Here is a 20,314-nt window from a genome sequence, read left to right as displayed (position 1 = left end):
GTTATACATTAAAAAATTAATTTTAAAAATTTTAGTTGCACTTCGAATTAAGAATAATAAAATTAAATTGTACAAAATAGGTAATTTACAACATCAGAATGCAAGAATCGATGCTTTTAGCCCTATGCTAATTGAAATTGGTGATGATTTTGTTTCTGCTCCTGGCTCAATAATACTGTCTCATGATGCAAGTATGTTCTTAAAAAGTGGGAAATATAGAGTAGAGAAAACAATTATCGGTGACAGAGTCTTTTTGGGGGCTAATGCTGTAATACTTCCTGGTGTGAACGTTCAAAGTGATGTAATTATTGGTGCTGGGGCGGTAGTTACAAAAGATGTACCATCTGGTTCTGTTGTGGCTGGAAATCCAGCAAGAATTATTTGCTCAATAGATGATTATATTAGTAGATGTGAAGGCCGAGGAGTATTACATGTTCCGCCAAAGGAGTTTGATAAAATAAGAGTTGATGGAAGACCTTCTAAAGATGCTTCTATTGAGTTTCAAAAGGCTATACTAAGTAAATATAATGAAAAATAAAAGTTTCTCATTGCTAAAAGGATTTATTTCAAGAGGTGGTCTACCTGTTTTAGGTTCTGGCATATTTGTTAAGATAGCATCATTATTTTTGAGTGTAATAGTTGCTAGGATGCTAACAAGGGAGGAGTTCGGTGCAATTAGTTTTGCTTTAATGATAGTTACTCCATTAATTCCGCTCTCAGGAGCTGGTTTAGATGTGGCATTTTTGAGGTTCAGCTCATTAATTGACGATGAGATCAGTAGGGTGAAGCTTTATTGGTTTTCTATGCTTCATGGTATTTATTTTTGTGTGTTCTTGATTTTTATTTTTTATATTGTTATTTTTGCTAATAATCTTCAAAGCGAGAGTAGATATTTATATTTGGTTATTTTGTCATTACTATTATTTTCAGACTTTATTTTAAGGATGATCCAAAGCTTCTTTAGAGTAGATAATAATAATTCTCAGTTTGCCTATACTGGAGTTGCTAGAGTTATTGTACTCTGCATTACATCAGTTATTTTTATATATATTTACGGACCTATTGGTTATGCCTTTTCACTAGTACTATCTCCATTTATAGTTTTTTTGATTTTTTTGAATAAAATACCAATAAAATTATCTGGGGTATATACTCTTAAAAGCAAGAAAAGTGATTACTATAGATATGGTATTGAGACTGGGATGGGAGCTGTCATATCCCAGCTGCCGATACCAATAGCTGGAATCTTATTGGGATTGATTATGGGAAATGATTCTGATGTAGCATCATATAAAATTGTTAGCTTGATTCCATTAACATTACTTTTTATTCCTCAATTATTTTTTAAGTCGGAATTTGTTTTCTTAACAAGGAACCATACCAATTGTAAGTTAATTTTAGAATATTTAAAATCATATATCAAAGTGAATCTCCTATTTTGTGGTTTGGTATTGCTAGTTACATACTTTTGGGGTGATTTTATCGTTGAATGTATATTTGGTAGCAATTATGCCAAACATGGTTTCATGCTTTTTTTATTAACTCTTGGTGCTGTTGGCGGGCTTTTATTAAGACAGCCTTTTGGTAATTTGAATTTTGCTTCTGGCCGTTCTGATTTGAATGTATATAATTCAATATTAACACTCATAATTAACTTGAGCTTACTATATTTTTTCATTGGAGAGTTTGGTTTGCTAGGTGCCTGTATTGGAACTGCAATAACATTTTGGGTTAGCGGACTTATTAATTTACTTACTTATTTCCATTATGTTTTTAATCGTTTAACTCATCAATAAAAAAGATTAGTATGTTTGATATTTTATTTTAAAGATTGGGTGATGTATGAATGTATTGTTTTTTGGACAAGCAACTGGTGGAAATGCCTTGTTGTGGTTTGATTATTTTAATTCGCTTGAAAATGATAATAGTAGAATAAAAGTAACGCTATTGGCTAGAACGATTTGTACACTTAAACATAATTTTAAAGTGATTTCCCCATATGGTAAGAAAGAGCGTAACGGGTTTGTAAGAAAAGTTATTAATAAATCTGCATCTATGGTTGGTGTACGGCTTGCCATACAGTACCTATGTTATAATCGATATTTTGACTTGGTTGTATTGCAAGGGAATTACACACCGCAAACAAATTTAGATGTTTTAAAATATTCGAAGTATAACAAGTCAATTTTGAACATATATGGTAGCGATTTTTATAGAAAATTTTTATTAGGTGAGTTTTCAGAGAGGGAACGTAATAACTTCATTGAAGTAATTGATAAGGTTGATGTTGTTATGTGTAACTGGGAAACGACATTTAATGACTTTATAAATTCTTTTCCAAAGTATAAAGATAAAGTTAAATATGTGCCTTGGGGTATCGACCCTAATTGGGCAACGAATGTTCCGACTAAAGTAGAAAGTGGTGTGGTTAAATTTCTTTCAACAAGAGCTTTACATGCTTATAATAATGTCGATTTAGTTGTTGAAGCATTCTGTATGGCGTACAAAGACAAAGCTGAGACTGCTTTGCTGCATGTTGTTGCCTCATATGGACTTGATACGAAAGTCTTGCAAAGAATTAATGAACTTATTTATGAATATAAGCTTGAAAAATCCATTATTGTTGAAACAAATCATTGGTATGAAGGGGACGAATTAATTTCATTATATGACTCTGCAGACTATAATATTTGCTTTGGTTCTACAGATCAACTTACATTAAGCATTCCTTATGCGTTATCTAGAAAAGTTATAAATATTCTATCACCTATAGATAATTACAAAGCTCTATTTTCTAATGGTTTCTCAACGCCAATAATATGTGATACTTTAGATGTAAACTCCTTACGGTTAATCTTTGATAAGATATCGCTTGGTAAGATGAAGGTTTCTGAGCAATTACTAGAAGCAGACCGAAATAACAGTCTAAATTTATTTAATATAGAGAATACCTTTGGCTTTTATTTGGCACAAACTGGCTTTAATCAATCAATATTGAGGCATAATAATGAAAAGTAGTATTTTAACTATTCTCGATATGGCTTTAGACCGATTTATACAAGATTTAAAACAAATTAAACCTGGCCACAATGGCCCTTATAAGGATGAAGAAACATTTGTTAGAGTTTATTCTCATTGGTTAGTTATATCTTCGTATTTATACTTTAATACTACTGATGAAAAATATAAAACGTTTTCATATGAACTTATTAATGCTTTGAAAAGTTCAAATGCAAGACCAATGGGTGCCGCATTCTTTTGTAGAAAAAATCCACAAAAAGATTTTTCAAATGGCTTAATGGGTCAAGCATGGGTTATGGAAGCATTGGTTTATGCATCAAAGATATTTGACGATGTATCATTGATGAATCTAGCTGTCGATTTATATGAGATGCATTATTTTGATACGAATTGTTCACTCTGGAGAGTATTGAATGTAGATGGTAGCTATAATGATTTTGACCAAACATTTAACCATCAACTGTGGTTTGCAGCTATAGCAAGTAAGTTGAATTCTGATAGAGCTAAAGAGGATAGTAAGTCCTTTGTAAATAATATATTAATGAATGTAGAATTGTATCAAAATGGAGTTATTTACCATAAAAGTATGTTGTTTAAATTTAATGTAGAAGCAAAAAATGGAATATCAGCAGTAATTAGTTATTTACTTAATAAGTTATACTCATTAAGGCTAAAGAAAAGTCTATATCTAAAATCAGTTGGTTACCACGGTTTTAATTTGGTTGCACTGTGTCACTTATATTCTCAATTTCCTAATCATAAATTTTTCAGTAGTGAAAAATTTAAAAAAATAATAGGTGTCATAAAGTCAGACAAATATATTTCTGAACTAGTAAAATCAAAATATTCATATCAGTATAATCCTCCTGGCATAGAAGAGGCTATTGCGTTGACAAATTTTGATGCGTACTTAGATATAAATGCAGCAAAAATTGCTCTTTTTAGACATTTTTCAATAACTGGTCTTTCAAACTCTGATGTGTCAGATGATTTTAACACATCATTATCACGGTTATATGAGTTAACTCTTATTAACTGGGATTGTAATGTTGAATTTGATGTTGGTGGCGAAGATAAATAAAGTTGGTACTGTGAAATTCATAATTACTAAACTGCAGATAAGTCAGTTAATTCTTTTATTAATTTTCTTTTTTCCTCTATTTCCTAATATTTTCGTGAATTCCCAAATTCACATGAATGTTTTAGTTTTTTTATTCTCCCTCCTCTATTTACTAGTATATGTTTCGTCCATTGATTTCAATATCTATAAGTCAATAATAATATATTATTTTGTACTTCAGATTTTGCTTTGTTTCTCATTTATTTTTGATATTAATGCTAATTTAATTGATTATGGTTCTTTGTTTTCTTATCTTAGACCCATTATGCTACTTGTTATATCAATTGCGGTTGCTGATTCAGTACTATCTCATGATTATGTGGTAGGAAGAACTCTAAAAACGATAGTTTATTTATCAATTTGCTACGTTGTAATTGAGTTGCTATTTAACTCTCACTTTCATCAATTAGTTTTTTCATTGTATAAGCGAGAGTTTAGATACGAACTTCTTTTTTATGGAGTGACTTTTTTTGGTACTAGCTATTATTCCGGTTATGCCTTTCTAATAGTATTTTATTTATGCCTCATAAATTATAGTTTAAATAAAGTAATGGTTAATTTCTTGTTGATTTTATGTAGTGCGGCATTAGTTATTCTATCACAAAGTAAAACAATTATTTTAGCATTATTCTTATCTACTTATCTGTACTTAATTATAGTAAATAAGAATTATATATTTAGATTATTATTACTATCTGCACCAGTTACATTATTATTTATTTTTATAGCAAATAAAGGTTTTCTTTCAGATATTCTTGTGAGTTCAGGCTTACGCTCTGCTAAATCTTTAGATACTTTACTTATGAATACATCTAACTCTGGTACTTTAAATGTTAGAATGGATCAAATATTATATGCATTTGATATCGCTTACTTTCAAAGCTATATTTTTGGTGCGGGTCTTGGTAGAGCAGAAGATTTAGAGTCTTTACCGGCTGTTTTTTTATATAGATATGGATTGATTGGGTTAGCTTTTCATTACATAATGGTTTTTATCGCACTGTTTTACTCAGCTTATAAGATTTACGTTCTCCGTAATAGCCATTATAGAATATATGCTTTGGTGGTGTTCTTATGGCTTATTACACTACCAATTACTCAGCTAAGTGGTGTGATGATTGAAATGTCAAAGTTATCTTATTTATCTGCTATTATGGTCGGTTATTTGATGAGGTTAAAATTTATAAATGTCAAGTGATATAAAGGTTTCAGTTATTATTCCTTATCATAATTCGAGAGAGAGTCTTGTAAAACTATTAAACTCTATCCCTGATTATGAATGGTTGGAAGTTCTTATCGTAAATGATCATTCCGATGATATAAGCACAATAGTTTCTGAGTTTTCACGGGTAAAGTATCTAAAGCAAATAAATGGCAAACGTTGGGCTGGTGCTGCAAGGAATCTTGGAATTCAGTACTCACAAGGCGAGTATCTAGTTTTTGCAGATTCAGATGATTATTTTTTGCCAGAAGCATTCGAACTAATTCAATCAATGTTAGTTTGTGAATTTGATTTGTTGTTTTTTAGCCCCGTAAGTGAAACTGAATCAGGTAGTAGGTCTATCCGTCATTTAGGATATAAAAAATTAGTGGAAGATTATTTGGAAAGTAATTCTAATGATATAAAATATAGATTTCATGTGCCATGGAGTAAAGTGGTTAAGAAAGATCTTGTAATAAAAAATGATATTTATTTTGACGAAGTAATTGCATCTAATGATGTTAATTTTTCATTAAAAGTAGCTTGTTATGCTAAAAAAATAATTGCGGATAATAGAAGTATATATTGTGTTGTTGAGAGTGATTTTAGTTTGACTAAGCAGCTAAAGGAAGATGTTATAGACTCTCGTTTTGAAGCCTTAGCAAGATATAATGATTTTTTAATAAACATTAATGATCCTAATCTTGCTGCGATGTCAGGACATTTATATTCAGCAAGTAAATTTGGGTTTTATAAGTTTCTAAGTCGTTTTTTTTATTGTAAGTATAAACGATATAGAATATTTTATAGTTGGTCACATATATATAGTGTCTTGCAAAGAGGTTTGTCTAATAAGTGAAAATATTATATCTTCATCAGTATTTTGCGACCCCCGATTGTAATGCGGGAACTAGATCTTACGAAATGGCTAAACGTTTAATAGCTAAAGGACATGAGGTTACTTTTGTTACAACTTCAGCTTTTCTTACTGAAGTTTATAATTTTGATCATGGATGGAATGACCTTGTTGTTGAAGGGATGAATCTTAAAGTGCTGCATTTACCTTATTCAAATAAAGATTCATATATAAATAGAATTGGGAAGTTTGTTAGTTTCTCTATTAAGTCGTCTATAAAATCGCTTTCGATTGATGCTGATGTTGTATTTGCAACAAGTACACCTCTTACCATTGCAATTCCTGGTGTTTTATATTCAAAAATTAAAAAACGTCCAATGATTTTCGAAGTTAGGGATTTATGGCCTGAACTGCCGATTGCGATAGGAGCTATCAAAAACCCACTAGTTATTAAGTTTTCTAAATGGCTCGAAAAGTATGCATATAGAAATGCTAGTCATTTAATTGGTCTGTCCCCTGGAATGTGTGATGGTATTACCCGTCAGGGGATTGATAGTTCTAAAATTACCCTGGCAACAAACAGTTGTGATACAGAACTATTCCATGTTGATATCGATGTTGGCATAAAGTATAAAATTCAAGCACTTCCTTTTGTGAAATCTAGAAAGCTCGTTGTTTATACGGGCACATTTGGTGTCATTAATAATGTCAAGTATATTGTTGACGTTGCAAAATCTGTCTTGGATTGTAACTACAACATATGCTTCATTGCTATTGGTGATGGCATGCAAAAAAAGGAAGTTGTTGAATATGCAAGGTATTTAGGGGTGCTAAATGTCAATCTTTTTATTTTGGATGCAGTGCCGAAAAATGAAATAGTTAAATTGTTGTCGTCTGCTGATTTGGCTTTGTCACTGTTTGGGCCTATTAAGGAAATGTGGCATAACTCAGCAAATAAGCTATTTGATGCATTAGCCTCTCAAACGCCTATAGCAATTAACTACGGCGGTTGGCAACAAGAGTTTATACAAAAGTCTAAATGTGGGTTAGTACTTGATCAAGTTGATTTTATAAAGTCCGCTAAGATGATTAATGATTTTTTGAATGATGATGAAAAATATTATTCTGCAAAGTCAGCGTGTTATGATTTATCTTACAATCACTATTCTCGTGATATTATGGCAAGCCGTTTAGAAGCTGCGATTCAAGGGGTCGTTAATGTTTAAACGTATTTTTGATATTACAGTTTCATTTTTTGCTTTAGTTATTCTATCTCCTATAATTGTCTTTATTGCTTGGAGAATTCGCAATAACTTAGGTTCGCCAGTATTATTTAAGCAAACTCGTCCAGGCTTAAATGGGAAGCCGTTTGAGATGATAAAATTTCGGACTATGAAAGATGCGGTAAATAGCAATGGTAATCCTTTACCTGATGTGGCAAGAATTACTCACTTTGGTACAAGGTTGCGCAATTCCAGTCTTGATGAGTTGCCAGAATTATGGAATGTGTTGAAAGGTGATATGAGTTTGGTGGGTCCTCGGCCGCTATTAATTCAGTATTTACCTCTGTATACACCTGAGCAAGCTCGTCGTCATGAAGTTTGCCCCGGTATCACTGGCTGGGCACAGATTAATGGCCGGAATGCGATTAGTTGGGAACAAAAGTTTAAGTTGGATGTTTGGTATGTAGACCACAAAAGTTTATTGTTAGACATTAAGATCTTATTGTTAACAGTGAAGAAAGTTTTTATTAAGGAGGGAATATCTGCTGACGGTCATGTTACTATTGAACCTTTTCGAGGGAACAGTAATGACTAAATGTGCAATTTTGGGTGCTAGTGGTCATGGAAAAGTGATTGCAGAAATTGCCGAATTGACAGGTTATAAACAAATTCATTTTTTTGATGATAGATGGCCGGAGATTGTTCAAGTTGAGCATTGGCAAGTTATCGGAAGTTCAACTTCGTTATTAAGTTGTATTCAGATATATGATCTAGTGTTTATTGCTATCGGTGACAATACGATTCGTCTTCAGAAACAGCAAGAATTGATGCAAGCTGGCGGTCATTTTGGCGTATTAGTTCATCCGTCTGCTGCAGTTAGCACTTACTCAGTACTTGATATTGGTACTGTGGTCATGGCTAATGCAGTAGTTAATCCATTTGCTGAAATTGGTAAGGCGTGCATAGTGAATACGGCTTCCACTATTGATCATGATTGTGTTGTTGCAGATGGGGTGCATTTAAGCCCTGGTGCCAATTTAGCGGGTGGAGTTATGGTTGGCGCTCTGAGTTGGATTGGAATAGGCGCTAGCGTAAAGCAATTAGTTTCAATTGGTAGAAATGCTGTAGTTGGCGCAGGGGCTGCAGTTTTAATGAATGTTTCAGATAATCAAACTGTTGTTGGTGTTCCTGCAAAACCAATTAGTCGTAAAGGATAATACTGTGCTTAATACTTCATTTTCTCCCTGGCCTTTGTTTACTCAAGAAGAGGTCGATGCGGTGAGTCGTGTGTTGCTTTCAAATAAAGTCAATTACTGGACTGGTTCTGAGTGTCGCGAATTTGAAAAAGAATTTGCCTCTTGGGCTGATGCAGAATTTGCTGTCGCTCTTGCCAATGGTACTCTAGCCTTAGATGTTGCGTTAAAAGCTTTAGGGATTACTATTGGAGATGATGTTATTGTTACCTCTCGAACCTTTTTGGCTTCAGCCTCTGCAGTCGTAACTGCTGGTGCTAATCCTATCTTTGCTGATGTCGATTTAAATAGTCAGAGTCTAACTGCTGATACAATTCGAGCTGTTTTAACGCCAAACACAAAAGCTGTGATTGTGGTACATCTTGCGGGTATGCCTGCTGATATGGAGCCTATTATGGCACTTGCAGCTGAGCATGATTTTTTTGTGATTGAGGATTGTGCTCAAGCCCATGGTGCTCGTTATAAAGGCCGTTCTGTTGGTAGTATTGGACATATTGGTGCATGGTCTTTTTGTCAAGATAAAATTATGACCACTGGCGGTGAAGGTGGTATGGTTACCACAAATGATAAGCATCTCTGGGATAAAATGTGGTCTTATAAAGATCATGGTAAAAGTTTTGATTCCGTATATAACAAGCAACATCCTGTAGGGTTTCGTTGGGTGCATGATAGTTTTGGTACTAATTGGCGAATGCTTGAAGTGCAGGCGGTGATTGGCCGTATTCAGCTTAAACGAATGCAGGTATGGACGACCGCACGTATCAATAATGCAGCTAAGCTTGATGCTGTTGCTAGCCTGTACTCTGTGTTGAGGTGCGTCGATGTGCCTGCGGATGTAGTTCATGCCGAATATAAACACTACTTCTTTGTTAACAAGGATAAATTGGCGGCTGATTGGAGTCGGGATCGTATCATTGATGAAATTACTGCCCGTGGTGTACCTTGTTATCACGGTAGTTGCTCGGAGGTGTATCTCGAAAAAGCTTTTGATAATACTCCTTGGCGGCCGAAAGAGCGTTTAGCTAATGCTAAAGAATTAGGAGAAACGAGTATTATGTTATTGGTTCATCCCACTTTGACTGAGCAAGAAATTAGCATGACATGTAAGGTATTATCTACAGTACTCGCTGATGCCTCTGTTAAGTAAGTGAAGTAGCCAGACATAGTTTGGCTTATTTTTTCATCTTTTTAGTTGTTTTAATTATGTTTTATTTTAGATTAATGGGGCAGAAGATGGAATTTTTGCAATTTTTATTTTCATTAAAGCGTTCACAAAAGCGTCTGGTCAGTGTTGCCGTTGACTCAGTGTTTTTATTGTTTGCATTTTGGTTTGCATTACTGGTGCGTCTCGATTCGGTTGAGGTTTTGCTTAAATCTCAATATTGGGGGTTGATAGCATTAACTTTGCCTGTGAGTATTGCGGCTTTTGTTCGGCTTGGGCTTTATCGCGCCGTATTACGTTATCTGGGCTCTCAGGCATTATCGGCGATAGTCGCTGGGGTGTTTGTTTCGACTATTACTCTCGTTCTTCTTGCCTATTACGGGAGTGTTGACTTACCTAGAACCGTGCCTTTTATCTATGCAGCTTTTTCTTTAGTGTTTGTTGGTGGCGCAAGGGCGCTAATGCGTTCTTTGGTGGGGTCTGGCATGAATCGCCGTGGCGAGCCTGTCATTGTCTACGGTGCAGGAGTCAGTGGGAGACAAACTTCGATCGCTTTGGCTCAAAGTCATGAATATTATCCCATTGCTTTTATCGATGATGATGAGTCATTACAGGACACTGTGATCCAAGGTTTACACGTCCATGCACCGAAGGATTTACGTAAACTGATTAAGCAAAAGGCTGCCACTCGGGTATTGCTGGCAATGCCGAGTGCTGCACGTTCTCGTCGACAAGATATTATTAATCAACTCGAGTCGCTCGCAGTTAAAGTGATGACGCTGCCCGCTATGGCGGATTTGGTCAGTGGTGATAAGTTATTTAGTGATGTCAAAGAAGTTGAAATTGAGGATTTACTCGGGCGTGACTCCGTTGCTCCTAGGCAAGATTTATTAGCTGCGAATATCAAAAATAAAGTGGTTATGGTGACAGGGGCCGGTGGTTCTATTGGGTCTGAATTGTGTCGGCAGATTTTAAAACAATCACCTAGTAAGCTAGTGCTCTTCGAATTGTCTGAATTTGCTTTGTATTCTATTGAGCGTGAACTTAATTCTACTGCCCATGAACTTGGGCTCGAAATTGAAATTTTGCCTATTATGGGCTCTGTGCAGCGTGAAAACCGTGTTCAAGCGGTTATGCAGGCCTTTAAAGTTCAAACGGTTTACCACGCAGCAGCTTATAAACATGTGCCTTTAGTTGAGCATAATGTGGTTGAAGGGGTTCGCAATAACATATTTGGCACCCTATATACCGCCAGAGCGGCAATAGCGGCAAAAGTAGAAACCTTTGTATTGATTTCGACAGATAAAGCCGTTCGTCCAACCAATATTATGGGAACGACTAAGCGTATGGCTGAGCTTGCGTTGCAAGCCTTATCTAAAGATTCGCACAAAACACGCTTTTGCATGGTGCGTTTTGGTAACGTGTTAGGGTCGTCGGGCTCTGTTGTGCCTTTGTTCCGTAAGCAAATCGCCAATGGAGGTCCTGTTACTGTGACCCACCCTGAAATTACCCGCTTCTTTATGACCATTCCTGAGGCATCTCAGTTGGTTATTCAAGCTGGCGCTATGGGTAAAGGTGGTGATGTGTTTGTATTAGATATGGGCAAGTCAGTTAAAATTGTCGATTTAGCCGCAAAGATGATTCGTTTAAGTGGGTTTGATATCAAAGATGAGGCTCATCCTGATGGCGATATTACAATAGAGTTTAGTGGTTTGCGCCCGGGTGAAAAACTCTATGAAGAGCTACTGATTGGTGATGATGTAACTGGTACTGGGCATGAGCGTATAATGACTGCTAACGAGATTTATCTACCTTGGAACGAATTAGAGCTAATTTTTAATCGTTTAGATAAAGCTTGTCATGAGTTTAATCATGAAGTTATTCGTGAAATTTTGCTCTCAGCGCCAACTGGTTTTGCACCTAAGGACGGTATTTGTGATTTAGTGTGGTTAGCTAAAAGCGGAGTTGATAAAGCTAATAAGCATATTGCAGAAGTCGTGAAGTTAGTTAAAGCTTAAATTTTGCTCTCTTATAGGTTGATTGATTACCTAACTATTTCTCATTAATATTTTGGCTACTTATAGCAATTAAGCGCTAGTCAGTTAAGTAAAGGTTGGTTTTTATGAAAATTGCTGTTGCGGGAACAGGGTATGTTGGTTTGTCGAATTCAATGTTATTGGCTCAATATAATGAGGTTGTTGCAGTAGATATTATTGAAGAAAAAATTAAGTTATTAAATGATTGCATATCTCCAATTGCAGATGCGGAAATTACAGATTTTTTGATAAATAAATCACTCAACTTTCTTGCTACTATTGATAAAGTATTAGCATATAAGGGGGCTGATTTTGTAATTATTGCTACACCAACTGATTATGATGCTAAAACTAATAATTTTGATACTTCATCAGTTGAAGCTGTAATTCAAGATGTATTAGCTATTAATCCACAGGCTATAATGGTAATAAAGTCTACCGTGCCTGTAGGATATACAGCCAAAATGAAGCAAAGGTTTGACTGTGATAACATCATTTTTTCACCTGAATTTTTACGAGAAGGTAAAGCTCTTTATGATAACTTACATCCTTCGCGTATTATAGTGGGCGAACGTAGCGAGCGTGCAACTGTTTTTGCTAATTTATTAGTGCAAGGTGCTATTAAAAAAGATATTCAAGTTCTATTTGCAGATTCGACTGAGGCTGAAGCGGTTAAATTATTCTCTAATACCTATTTAGCTATGCGAGTTGCTTATTTTAATGAATTAGACACATATGCTGAGACTCATAATTTGAACTCGCGGCAAATAATTGATGGTGTTTGTTTGGACCCAAGGATTGGTAATCATTATAATAATCCTTCCTTCGGTTATGGTGGTTATTGCCTACCTAAAGATACTAAGCAACTGCGTGCCAATTATGCAGATGTACCAAACAGTATTATTGGTGCTATTGTTGAGTCAAATACTACTCGCAAAGATTTTGTTGCTGATTCTATATTAAGTCGTGATCCTAAGGTAGTGGGTATTTATCGCCTTATTATGAAGTCTGGCTCTGATAACTTCCGGGCCTCAAGTATTCAAGGGATTATGAAACGACTTAAGGCCAAAGGCATTGAGGTCATCGTTTATGAACCAGTGCTAAAAGATAAGGAGTTTTTCCACTCACGAGTGGTAGCTGATCTTGCCGAATTTAAAGCTTATTCCGATGTGATAGTATCTAATCGTATGGCAAAAGAGCTTGTAGACGTTGCTAGTAAGGTTTACACCCGCGACTTATTTGGTAGTGATTGAGTTTAATGACATCGAACGATTGAAAAAACCGAATGTATATTCGGTTTTTTCGTCTATAGCTGTTTTTAAGGATGCAGTATGTCTAGGAAGTATTTTGGTACCGATGGTGTGCGTGGCAAAGTGGGAAAATTTCCTATTACCCCTGATTTTGCCATGAAGTTAGGTTGGGCAGTGGGTACTGTGCTGGCATCTAGCGGAACGAAAGAAGTGCTGATTGGTAAAAGATACCCGTAGCAGTGGTTATATGCTTGAGTCGGCAATGGAATCGGGGTTTTCTGCGGCAGGCGTGAATGTTGCACTTATTGGCCCTATGCCCACACCTGCGGTTGCCTATTTGGCCTCAATATTCCGTGCTGACGCAGGGGTGGTGATCAGTGCTTCACATAATCCATTTTATGATAATGGCATTAAGTTCTTTTCTAATTCAGGCACTAAGTTAAATGATGCCCAAGAACTTGAAATCGAAGCCTTGTTAGAAAAGGCGCTTAACCAGAATGCAATGCAGTGTGTTGCCTCTGAGAAGCTGGGTAAAGTGCGCCGTATTGATGATGCAGCAGGTCGTTATATTGAGTTCTGTAAGGGTACATTCCCTAATCATTTATCTTTAGCAGGATTGAAGATTGTCGTCGATAGCGCCCATGGCGCCGCGTATCATATCGCGCCCAATGTTTACCGTGAACTCGGTGCTGAAGTGATTAGCATCAATGATAAGCCTAATGGGGTGAATATTAATGATCACTGTGGGGCTACGTATTTAGACAGTTTGCAAACAGCTGTTATGCTACATGAAGCTGATCTAGGTATTGCGCTTGATGGTGATGCTGACCGTGTCATGTTTGTTGACCATAATGGTCATGTGGTTGATGGTGATGAGATTTTATTCATCCTTGCCCAGGCCGCCCACAGCAAAGGTGAAATGACTGGTGGCGTGGTTGGTACCTTAATGTCAAATCTTGGCTTAGAGCTTGCGCTTAAGCAGATGAATATCCCTTTTGTTCGCGCAAAAGTAGGCGACCGCTATGTGGTTGAACAGCTTAAAGCGACTGGCTGGCAACTTGGCGGTGAAGGTTCAGGACATATATTGAGTTTGCAGTATGCTTCAACGGGTGATGGAATTGTTGCATCCTTACAGGTACTTAAAGCTGTATTAGAGTCCCAGAAGAGTTTGTCTGATATTAAAGCTGGCATGACTAAACTTCCTCAAGTGTTAATTAATGTGCGTTTGGCCACGGCTGATGCTGACAGCATTTTAGCGACAAGCAGCGTACAGCAAGCTGTGATTAAAGCCGAAGGGATCTTAGGTGACCAAGGGCGTGTATTGTTGCGCAAATCCGGTACAGAGCCGCTTATTCGCGTAATGGTCGAATCTACCGATAAGATTATGACGCAGGCTCAAGCAGAATATATTGCGGATGCGGTCCGAGCTACTTAGATCTGGAATCTGTAAAGCCTAATGGCGCTAAGTGCCCATTCAGATCTTAATATGCTGAATTTTCAAGCCAGAAAGTTGTATACTTTCTGGCTTTTTGTTTTCTAACCTTTTACTTTTTTGGGTGAGTGATATGCGAATACTGATTACGGGAGGAGCTGGCTTTATCGGTTCTGCCTTGGTCCGTATGCTAATAGGGCAAATGACGTGCGTCGTGATCAATTTTGATAAGTTGACCTATGCCAGTGATCTTGAGTCCTTAGCCTCTATTGCCAATAGTGAGCGCTATCATTTTATTCAGGCTGATATTTGCGATAGAGTGAAATTAGATGCCGTATTTCAGGATTATCGGCCAGATGTGGTGATGCATTTTGCGGCCGAAAGCCATGTTGACCGCTCAATTGATGGGCCTGCTGAATTTATCCAAACCAATATAGTGGGAACTTATACATTGCTTGAGGCGTGCCGCTGCTATTTCCAAAGTTTGAATGCGGATAAGCAAAAAGTTTTTAGATTCCATCATATTTCTACCGACGAGGTTTACGGTTCATTAGGGGCTACAGGATTGTTTTCTGAGACTACAGCCTATGATCCTAGCTCTCCTTACTCAGCCAGCAAGGCATCGGCGGATCATCTTGTTCGGGCATGGCATCGCACCTACGGTTTACCGATAGTTATCACTAACTGCTCCAATAATTATGGGCCTTTTCAATACCCTGAAAAATTGATCCCTTTGATGGTCAATAATGCATTGGCCGGAAAACCGTTACCTGTCTATGGTAATGGTCAACAAGTGCGCGATTGGTTATATGTAGATGATCATGTGCGTGCCTTGTTTCTTGTTATAACACAGGGCAGAGTCGGGGAGACCTATAATATTGGAGGGGCTAATGAGCGTAGCAATCTAGCGGTTGTTTACCAAATTTGCGATTTACTCGAAGAGTTAGTACCTACTCATCCACAAGCTTTTGTTATTAATGGTATTGGTTTTCGAGGTTTGATAGAACATGTTACAGACAGACCTGGGCATGATGTGCGTTATGCCATTGATGCGAGCAAGATCCTGCGAGAACTTGGTTGGCAACCATTAGAGTCCTTCGATTCTGGGCTCAGAAAAACTGTCGAGTGGATAGTGGCTCGGTATTTTAACGCGCCAATTGAGTAATATTGGAGATTAACCTGTAAATACTGTTATAGGGGACAGGCAGTAATAGAGACTTTAAGTAGTCGACTTGGTCTTGTTGATTTTAACCTTATACCATCGCCTTGTTGGAAAACGAGAATATCATAGGGCATGATCTTGATAAGCTTGCCATTATGCTCCCATGTCATGGTATCTAAGCAGCAAAGTATTTGGATGATAGGGACGTAAGCTTCAGTTTTTTGCAGTTCATTTGGATAGTTGTTTGAGGCTGCAATCTGTTCTTCGATAAATATGTCATCAAAGCTAAGCCTTTGCGTATGCGCTTTAAATGCGCCGCGTTTGGTCATGACATTGAAATCAATAACATCACTGCCTAATAATTGACTTGTTATTGAGGTTTCACCAGCAAAGCAGAATGGGCTATCAGCTGGCGTGAGTCGCTTATATTCAGTTGTATTTGTATTTCCTGATATATTTTCTCCAGCTCCAAGGCCATTTATCTGTTTTGTCCCTTCATGACTATTGATGCTGAGTTCAACACCATCACCTTCCAGAATGAGCAGTTGCCTGTCTATGTCGATAAATGATGAGAAAGGTCCGTTGCTGCTAATACTTGCAATGCTGATCCGATAATCAAATTCAGTAAGTTCGGCATTGATGGGGGAAATGAGTAGCTGTTTTGTGCTTCCACCACCATTTTTCCATGGCGTTGATGGGCAATCTTGATAGCGGATCAGTTGTATGCTGTTATTCAAAATAGCCTCTTTATTGTTTAAGAAGGTTTGTTTCGCTTTTCTTCGCTTCACAACTTCTAAAGCATGGCTTTGCGATTGCAGAACATTTCTGCGTGACTTATGGATAACGGTACGGAGGCTTTGCTCTTACGGTAAGTGCAAAGCCTCCGTTATTCATAATCTAGTACCGCAGTTTAGTGCTAGCTGCCGGCTCTGCTTTTATAGACCTTTCTTTTTCAACACATAATTTGCAGCAAGTTCGCCGGTGATCCGTTTGCCTTCAGTGTCTAACATGATCAACTGATTTTCACCGACCAAATATTGTGTACCATCTTCTAGGATGATTTTCTGGCCCAGTTCGTCCCATGTCACTTTGCCCATCAGTTTTAAAATCTTTTCATCTTTACCTAAATAAACTGTTTCTTGAACAAAGCTATTATCAGCTTGCAAAGTGATTAGGGTTTGCATTCCTTCACAACTGGCGCAAGGCAATACGCCTTCATAACTACCTGCCCAATCGAGCGAGTTCTGGCTGGTATCACCTACTGGGACGGATTTTGCCGCTTCTGTTTGAGCTTGGGCTGTATTGACTGCCGTTTCTTCTTTTGGGGCTTCTGAGCAAGCCGTGGTGAATAAAGCCAGCAGTGCGATGTAACATAGTGATTTTTTCATAGTAGCTCCAATAGAAATTTTGGGAATTATGCATTAAGTGCACTCATCATACCCGCCAAGACTAGGTTAGGCTAACTTTTGCTATTTCTATTTTTATAACAATAACTTAAGTTGTTTTTGTGTGGATTTTAAGTGGCCAGTATGTTAGTTGTTAGTCCTAAGCGGTAATCAAAGGGATGATAATTTATCCTTTGAAACTAGTCACTTTCAAGATTGAATCTATACTAAAACGTAACTATTCATCGTAAACGGTGGTTTTGTGGCGTTATTTAAGAAAAGTGCTGATGTTATCGAAGATACATCCCATAAGCCTAAACAAGGCATTTGGAAGGTGGCCATTATTGATGATGAACCTGGGATCCATGATGTCACTCGATTTGCGTTAAAAAATCTGACCTTAGATAATCGAGTCTTGCAGTTCTACTCCTGTTACAGCGCTGCTGAAGGTTTAAGATTATTTCAAACTGAATCAGATATCGCCTTGGCCTTTATTGATGTCGTCATGGAAACGGATCATGCAGGTTTAGAGCTAGTACAAAAAATTCGCACTGAATTAAATAACCACAGTACCCGCATTATTTTGCGTACGGGTCAGCCGGGGCAAGCACCTGAAGAGCAAGTTATTCGGGATTTTGACATTAACGATTATAAAGCTAAAACAGAGCTCACCGCGGCTCGGCTTAAGTCTTGTGTGTACACCTCATTGCGCTCCTATCGCGATATAAAAATTATCGAGCAAAGTCAAAAGGGGATGGAAAAAGTGATTGCTGCTTCCACCTCTGTACTTAAGAGCCATACATTGCATAACTTTGGTAGTGCAGTGCTCGAACAGACCTTGCAACTGCTCAATCTTGAAAGCTCGGCTCTTTATCTCACGAGTTATCATCAAGACCTTTACCTCGATACTCAAATGAATCTGCTGGCCGCCACGGGAGATATGATCAGTTACTTTGAAGGTGGAAGCGTTGAGACTCTGCCAGGGGATGTGCGGGAACATATTATTGAAGCGATAGCGCTAAAAACGTCGCTGATCCGTGACAATATTTATGTTGGATTTTATGAGCTTAGTGGTCATGTTACCAGTATTCTCTATTTACAACACAACACTAAGTTAACGGATTTTCAAGTCAGCATTCTTGAGCTATTTGCGGCAAATGTGAGCTTAACCTTTGAGAACTTATCGGGCCGCGAAAATGTGCAGCAGACACAAAGGGAGCTAATTTTAATCATTGGAGATGCGATTGAGCAGCGCAGTAAGGAGACTGGAGCACATGTGCGCCGCGTAGCGCGCATGACAGAAATGCTCGCGATTGCCATTGGTATGAAGGCAGACTTTATCGAAACTATTCGTTATGCGGCGCCTCTTCATGATGTAGGCAAAATCGGTATCCCTGAGAGTATTTTGCATAAGCCCGGTAAACTCGATGCCGAGGAATGGGCTATTATGCAAACCCACGCAGAGAAGGGTTATAACCTGTTGGTTGGCTCAAATCGTATCATTGCCAAAATGGGCGCTAGAATTGCTTATACTCACCATGAACGTTGGGATGGGCAAGGTTATCCCCGCGGGCTATCGCAGGAAGACATTCCGATTGAAGGCCGCCTCATGGCGATTGTCGATGTGATTGATGCTTTGCTTTCCAAACGAAGTTACAAAGAGGCTTGGTCTGTTGAGGCGGTGCGCGAGTATGTCTTAGCGCAATCGGGTAAACAGTTTGATCCCGTGTTATGTGAAGCCAGCCTTGATTTGTTAGATGTGTTTGCCTCCCTACATATCCATATTCCGGATGAGCCACTATGACCCGAATGCTTGATCGAATTTTATTTGATGTCAGTAAGTCTCAGGTTATTGATGAGGGTGATCTCATTCAAGCATCACAACTTATCGTGAGCTCAATTTGTAAGGGATTACTGATCTCTCGGGCGGGCATTTGGTTGTTGAGTCCGGATAATCAGAGCATCGCTTGTTATTATTCACTCGACAATCAGCAGCCACAAGAAGCGTTAGTGCTCACTCGCGCACAGTTTCCCTATTACTTTAGCCTGCTCGACAATGAGCGCACAATTGTCGCCAATAAGGCGCAAACGGATCCCGCCACTAAAGAATTTGTCGAAACCTATCTGAAACCGAATCAGATCAGCTCTTTGTTGGATAGTCCTATTCGTCACCACGGAAAAATGGTGGGGATTATTTGTTCTGAACATCAGGGCGAGGCGAGGGAATGGACTCGGGATGAGAAGGCTTTTGCCTCGGCACTCGCCGACCTTTTTGGTCGAGCCATGAGTGCTAAAGAGATCATTGAATATCAACAACAGCTCAAGCTCATTAATACCGATCTTGAGCATCAAGTTGAGCTGCGCACCGCAGAGCTTGAAACGGCATTATCGACTTTAAAATCAACCCAAAAGCACTTAATTGAAAATGAAAAAATGGCGGCCTTAGGCAGCTTAGTCGCCGGTGTTGCCCATGAAGTGAACACCCCCCTTGGCATAGCTGTCACATCCGTGACCCATTGTTTGGATGAGTTATCCCTATTGAAAGGACTCTTTGAGAAAAACGAGCTTGATGAGGATAAATTTGTCAGCTTTATCAATACAATGCAGGATGGTTTATGCTTAATTGAACGTAATCTTTCCCGTGCAGCAGAACTGGTGCATAACTTTAAGCGTACTGCTGCAGATCAATCGATACTGGAACGCGAGCGCTTTAATTTGAAGAATTATATTTTTCAAATATTTAGTTCATTAAAACCCTTGATGCGTAAGAAAAATATCACTTTAAAAGTCGAACTTGACGATAATATTTTTATTGATTCTTACCCCGGTGCGATTGCACAAATTTTCACTAACTTAGTCGCGAACAGTTTTCGCCATGCTTTTCCCGATGATTTTGTCGGTGATAAGCAAATTGTGATAGTGGTTGAAAAAGTGGCTTCGCAGATCAAGATGATTTATGAAGATAATGGCGTAGGTATGTCCGATGAAGTGAAAGCCAAAGCATTCGAGCCCTTTTTTACCACTGCAAGGCAGAGTGGCGGAACAGGTTTGGGGATGTCGATTATTTATAATCTGATCACACAAAAACTGAATGGTAATGTGTCACTCTTCTCAGCGCCTAATCAGGGGTTACGTATTGAGATGCTGATCCCTGAAAGTAGTAAGGGTTGAGATAGGTTAGTGTCTTCTTATATGTTACATAAAGTAAAAGAC

17 protein-coding genes and 1 pseudogene are annotated in these 20,314 nt (G+C 37.9%); 16 read left to right on the top strand and 2 right to left on the bottom strand.

The features are described from left to right. The 14 genes and pseudogenes from KFE26_RS14960 to rfbB all read left to right on the top strand — a co-directional run. Positions 1-538: DapH/DapD/GlmU-related protein (locus KFE26_RS14960; protein WP_212600885.1), on the top strand; the 538-nt coding region annotated here is incomplete at its 5' end. Next, the gene (locus KFE26_RS14955) at positions 528-1,796 is read left to right on the top strand and encodes a lipopolysaccharide biosynthesis protein (protein WP_212600884.1); all 1,269 of its coding nucleotides are present in this window, start codon (positions 528-530) and stop codon (positions 1,794-1,796) included. The genes KFE26_RS14960 and KFE26_RS14955, both read left to right, overlap by 11 nt. Before the next feature lie 46 nt (positions 1,797-1,842). Further along, complete coding sequence (locus tag KFE26_RS14950) at positions 1,843-3,018, top strand: hypothetical protein (protein WP_212600883.1); 1,176 nt, start codon at positions 1,843-1,845, stop codon at positions 3,016-3,018. After that, positions 3,008-4,102 carry a hypothetical protein gene (locus KFE26_RS14945; RefSeq protein WP_212600882.1) on the top strand — a complete coding sequence of 365 codons (1,095 nt, stop codon included), beginning with the start codon at positions 3,008-3,010 and terminating at the stop codon, positions 4,100-4,102. The genes KFE26_RS14950 and KFE26_RS14945 overlap by 11 nt, the downstream gene beginning before the upstream one ends. A 304-nt stretch (positions 4,103-4,406) precedes the next feature. Next, complete coding sequence (locus tag KFE26_RS14940) at positions 4,407-5,339, top strand: hypothetical protein (protein ID WP_212600881.1); 933 nt, start codon at positions 4,407-4,409, stop codon at positions 5,337-5,339. Then, entirely contained in the window at positions 5,329-6,201 is an 873-nt protein-coding gene (locus KFE26_RS14935) for a glycosyltransferase family 2 protein (RefSeq protein WP_212600880.1), read from the top strand. The genes KFE26_RS14940 and KFE26_RS14935 overlap by 11 nt, the downstream gene beginning before the upstream one ends. Then, positions 6,198-7,424, top strand: a complete 1,227-nt coding sequence (locus KFE26_RS24330; protein WP_212600879.1) for a glycosyltransferase family 4 protein — start codon at positions 6,198-6,200, stop codon at positions 7,422-7,424. The genes KFE26_RS14935 and KFE26_RS24330 overlap by 4 nt, the downstream gene beginning before the upstream one ends. Beyond that, on the top strand, positions 7,417-8,016 hold the full coding sequence (locus KFE26_RS14925; RefSeq protein WP_212600878.1) for a sugar transferase: 600 nt from the start codon (positions 7,417-7,419) through the stop codon (positions 8,014-8,016). Before KFE26_RS24330 ends, KFE26_RS14925 begins: the two co-directional genes overlap by 8 nt. Beyond that, complete coding sequence (locus KFE26_RS14920; protein ID WP_212600877.1) at positions 8,009-8,638, top strand: acetyltransferase; 630 nt, start codon at positions 8,009-8,011, stop codon at positions 8,636-8,638. The genes KFE26_RS14925 and KFE26_RS14920 overlap by 8 nt, the downstream gene beginning before the upstream one ends. A gap of 4 nt (positions 8,639-8,642) precedes the next feature. Continuing rightward, positions 8,643-9,821: a DegT/DnrJ/EryC1/StrS aminotransferase family protein gene (locus KFE26_RS14915; protein ID WP_212600876.1), complete on the top strand. Its 1,179-nt coding sequence runs from the start codon at positions 8,643-8,645 to the stop codon at positions 9,819-9,821. An 86-nt stretch (positions 9,822-9,907) separates the two neighbouring features. Then, positions 9,908-11,854: a nucleoside-diphosphate sugar epimerase/dehydratase gene (locus tag KFE26_RS14910; protein ID WP_212600875.1), complete on the top strand. Its 1,947-nt coding sequence runs from the start codon at positions 9,908-9,910 to the stop codon at positions 11,852-11,854. A 104-nt stretch (positions 11,855-11,958) separates the two neighbouring features. Then, positions 11,959-13,125, top strand: a complete 1,167-nt coding sequence (locus tag KFE26_RS14905; protein WP_212600874.1) for a nucleotide sugar dehydrogenase — start codon at positions 11,959-11,961, stop codon at positions 13,123-13,125. Between the two features lie 78 nt (positions 13,126-13,203). Continuing rightward, a pseudogene (gene glmM / locus KFE26_RS14900) lies at positions 13,204-14,557 on the top strand (phosphoglucosamine mutase). Between the two features lie 130 nt (positions 14,558-14,687). Then, positions 14,688-15,719 carry a dTDP-glucose 4,6-dehydratase gene (rfbB, locus tag KFE26_RS14895; RefSeq protein ID WP_212600873.1) on the top strand — a complete coding sequence of 344 codons (1,032 nt, stop codon included), beginning with the start codon at positions 14,688-14,690 and terminating at the stop codon, positions 15,717-15,719. Positions 15,720-15,745: 26 nt separating this feature from the next. On the opposite strand, the gene KFE26_RS14890 is transcribed toward rfbB, so the two are convergent. Then, the gene (locus KFE26_RS14890) at positions 15,746-16,453 is read right to left on the bottom strand and encodes a HutD family protein (RefSeq protein ID WP_249195755.1); all 708 of its coding nucleotides are present in this window, start codon (positions 16,451-16,453) and stop codon (positions 15,746-15,748) included. A 198-nt stretch (positions 16,454-16,651) separates the two neighbouring features. Next, positions 16,652-17,104 (bottom strand): copper resistance protein NlpE, encoded by a 453-nt coding sequence (locus KFE26_RS14885; RefSeq protein WP_212600872.1) that lies wholly within the window; start codon positions 17,102-17,104, stop codon positions 16,652-16,654. A 259-nt stretch (positions 17,105-17,363) separates the two neighbouring features. Between KFE26_RS14885 and KFE26_RS14880 the strand changes: the two genes are divergently transcribed. Further along, on the top strand, positions 17,364-18,905 hold the full coding sequence (locus KFE26_RS14880) for a DUF3369 domain-containing protein (RefSeq protein ID WP_212600871.1): 1,542 nt from the start codon (positions 17,364-17,366) through the stop codon (positions 18,903-18,905). Next, positions 18,902-20,272 (top strand): GAF domain-containing sensor histidine kinase, encoded by a 1,371-nt coding sequence (locus KFE26_RS14875; RefSeq protein WP_212600870.1) that lies wholly within the window; start codon positions 18,902-18,904, stop codon positions 20,270-20,272. The genes KFE26_RS14880 and KFE26_RS14875 overlap by 4 nt, the downstream gene beginning before the upstream one ends. Positions 20,273-20,314: the final 42 nt, after the last annotated feature.

Source organism: Shewanella sp. M16, assembly GCF_018224605.1.
Taxonomy (GTDB): Bacteria; Pseudomonadota; Gammaproteobacteria; order Enterobacterales; family Shewanellaceae; genus Shewanella; species Shewanella oncorhynchi.
This window is presented reverse-complemented; position numbering and strand designations above follow the sequence as displayed.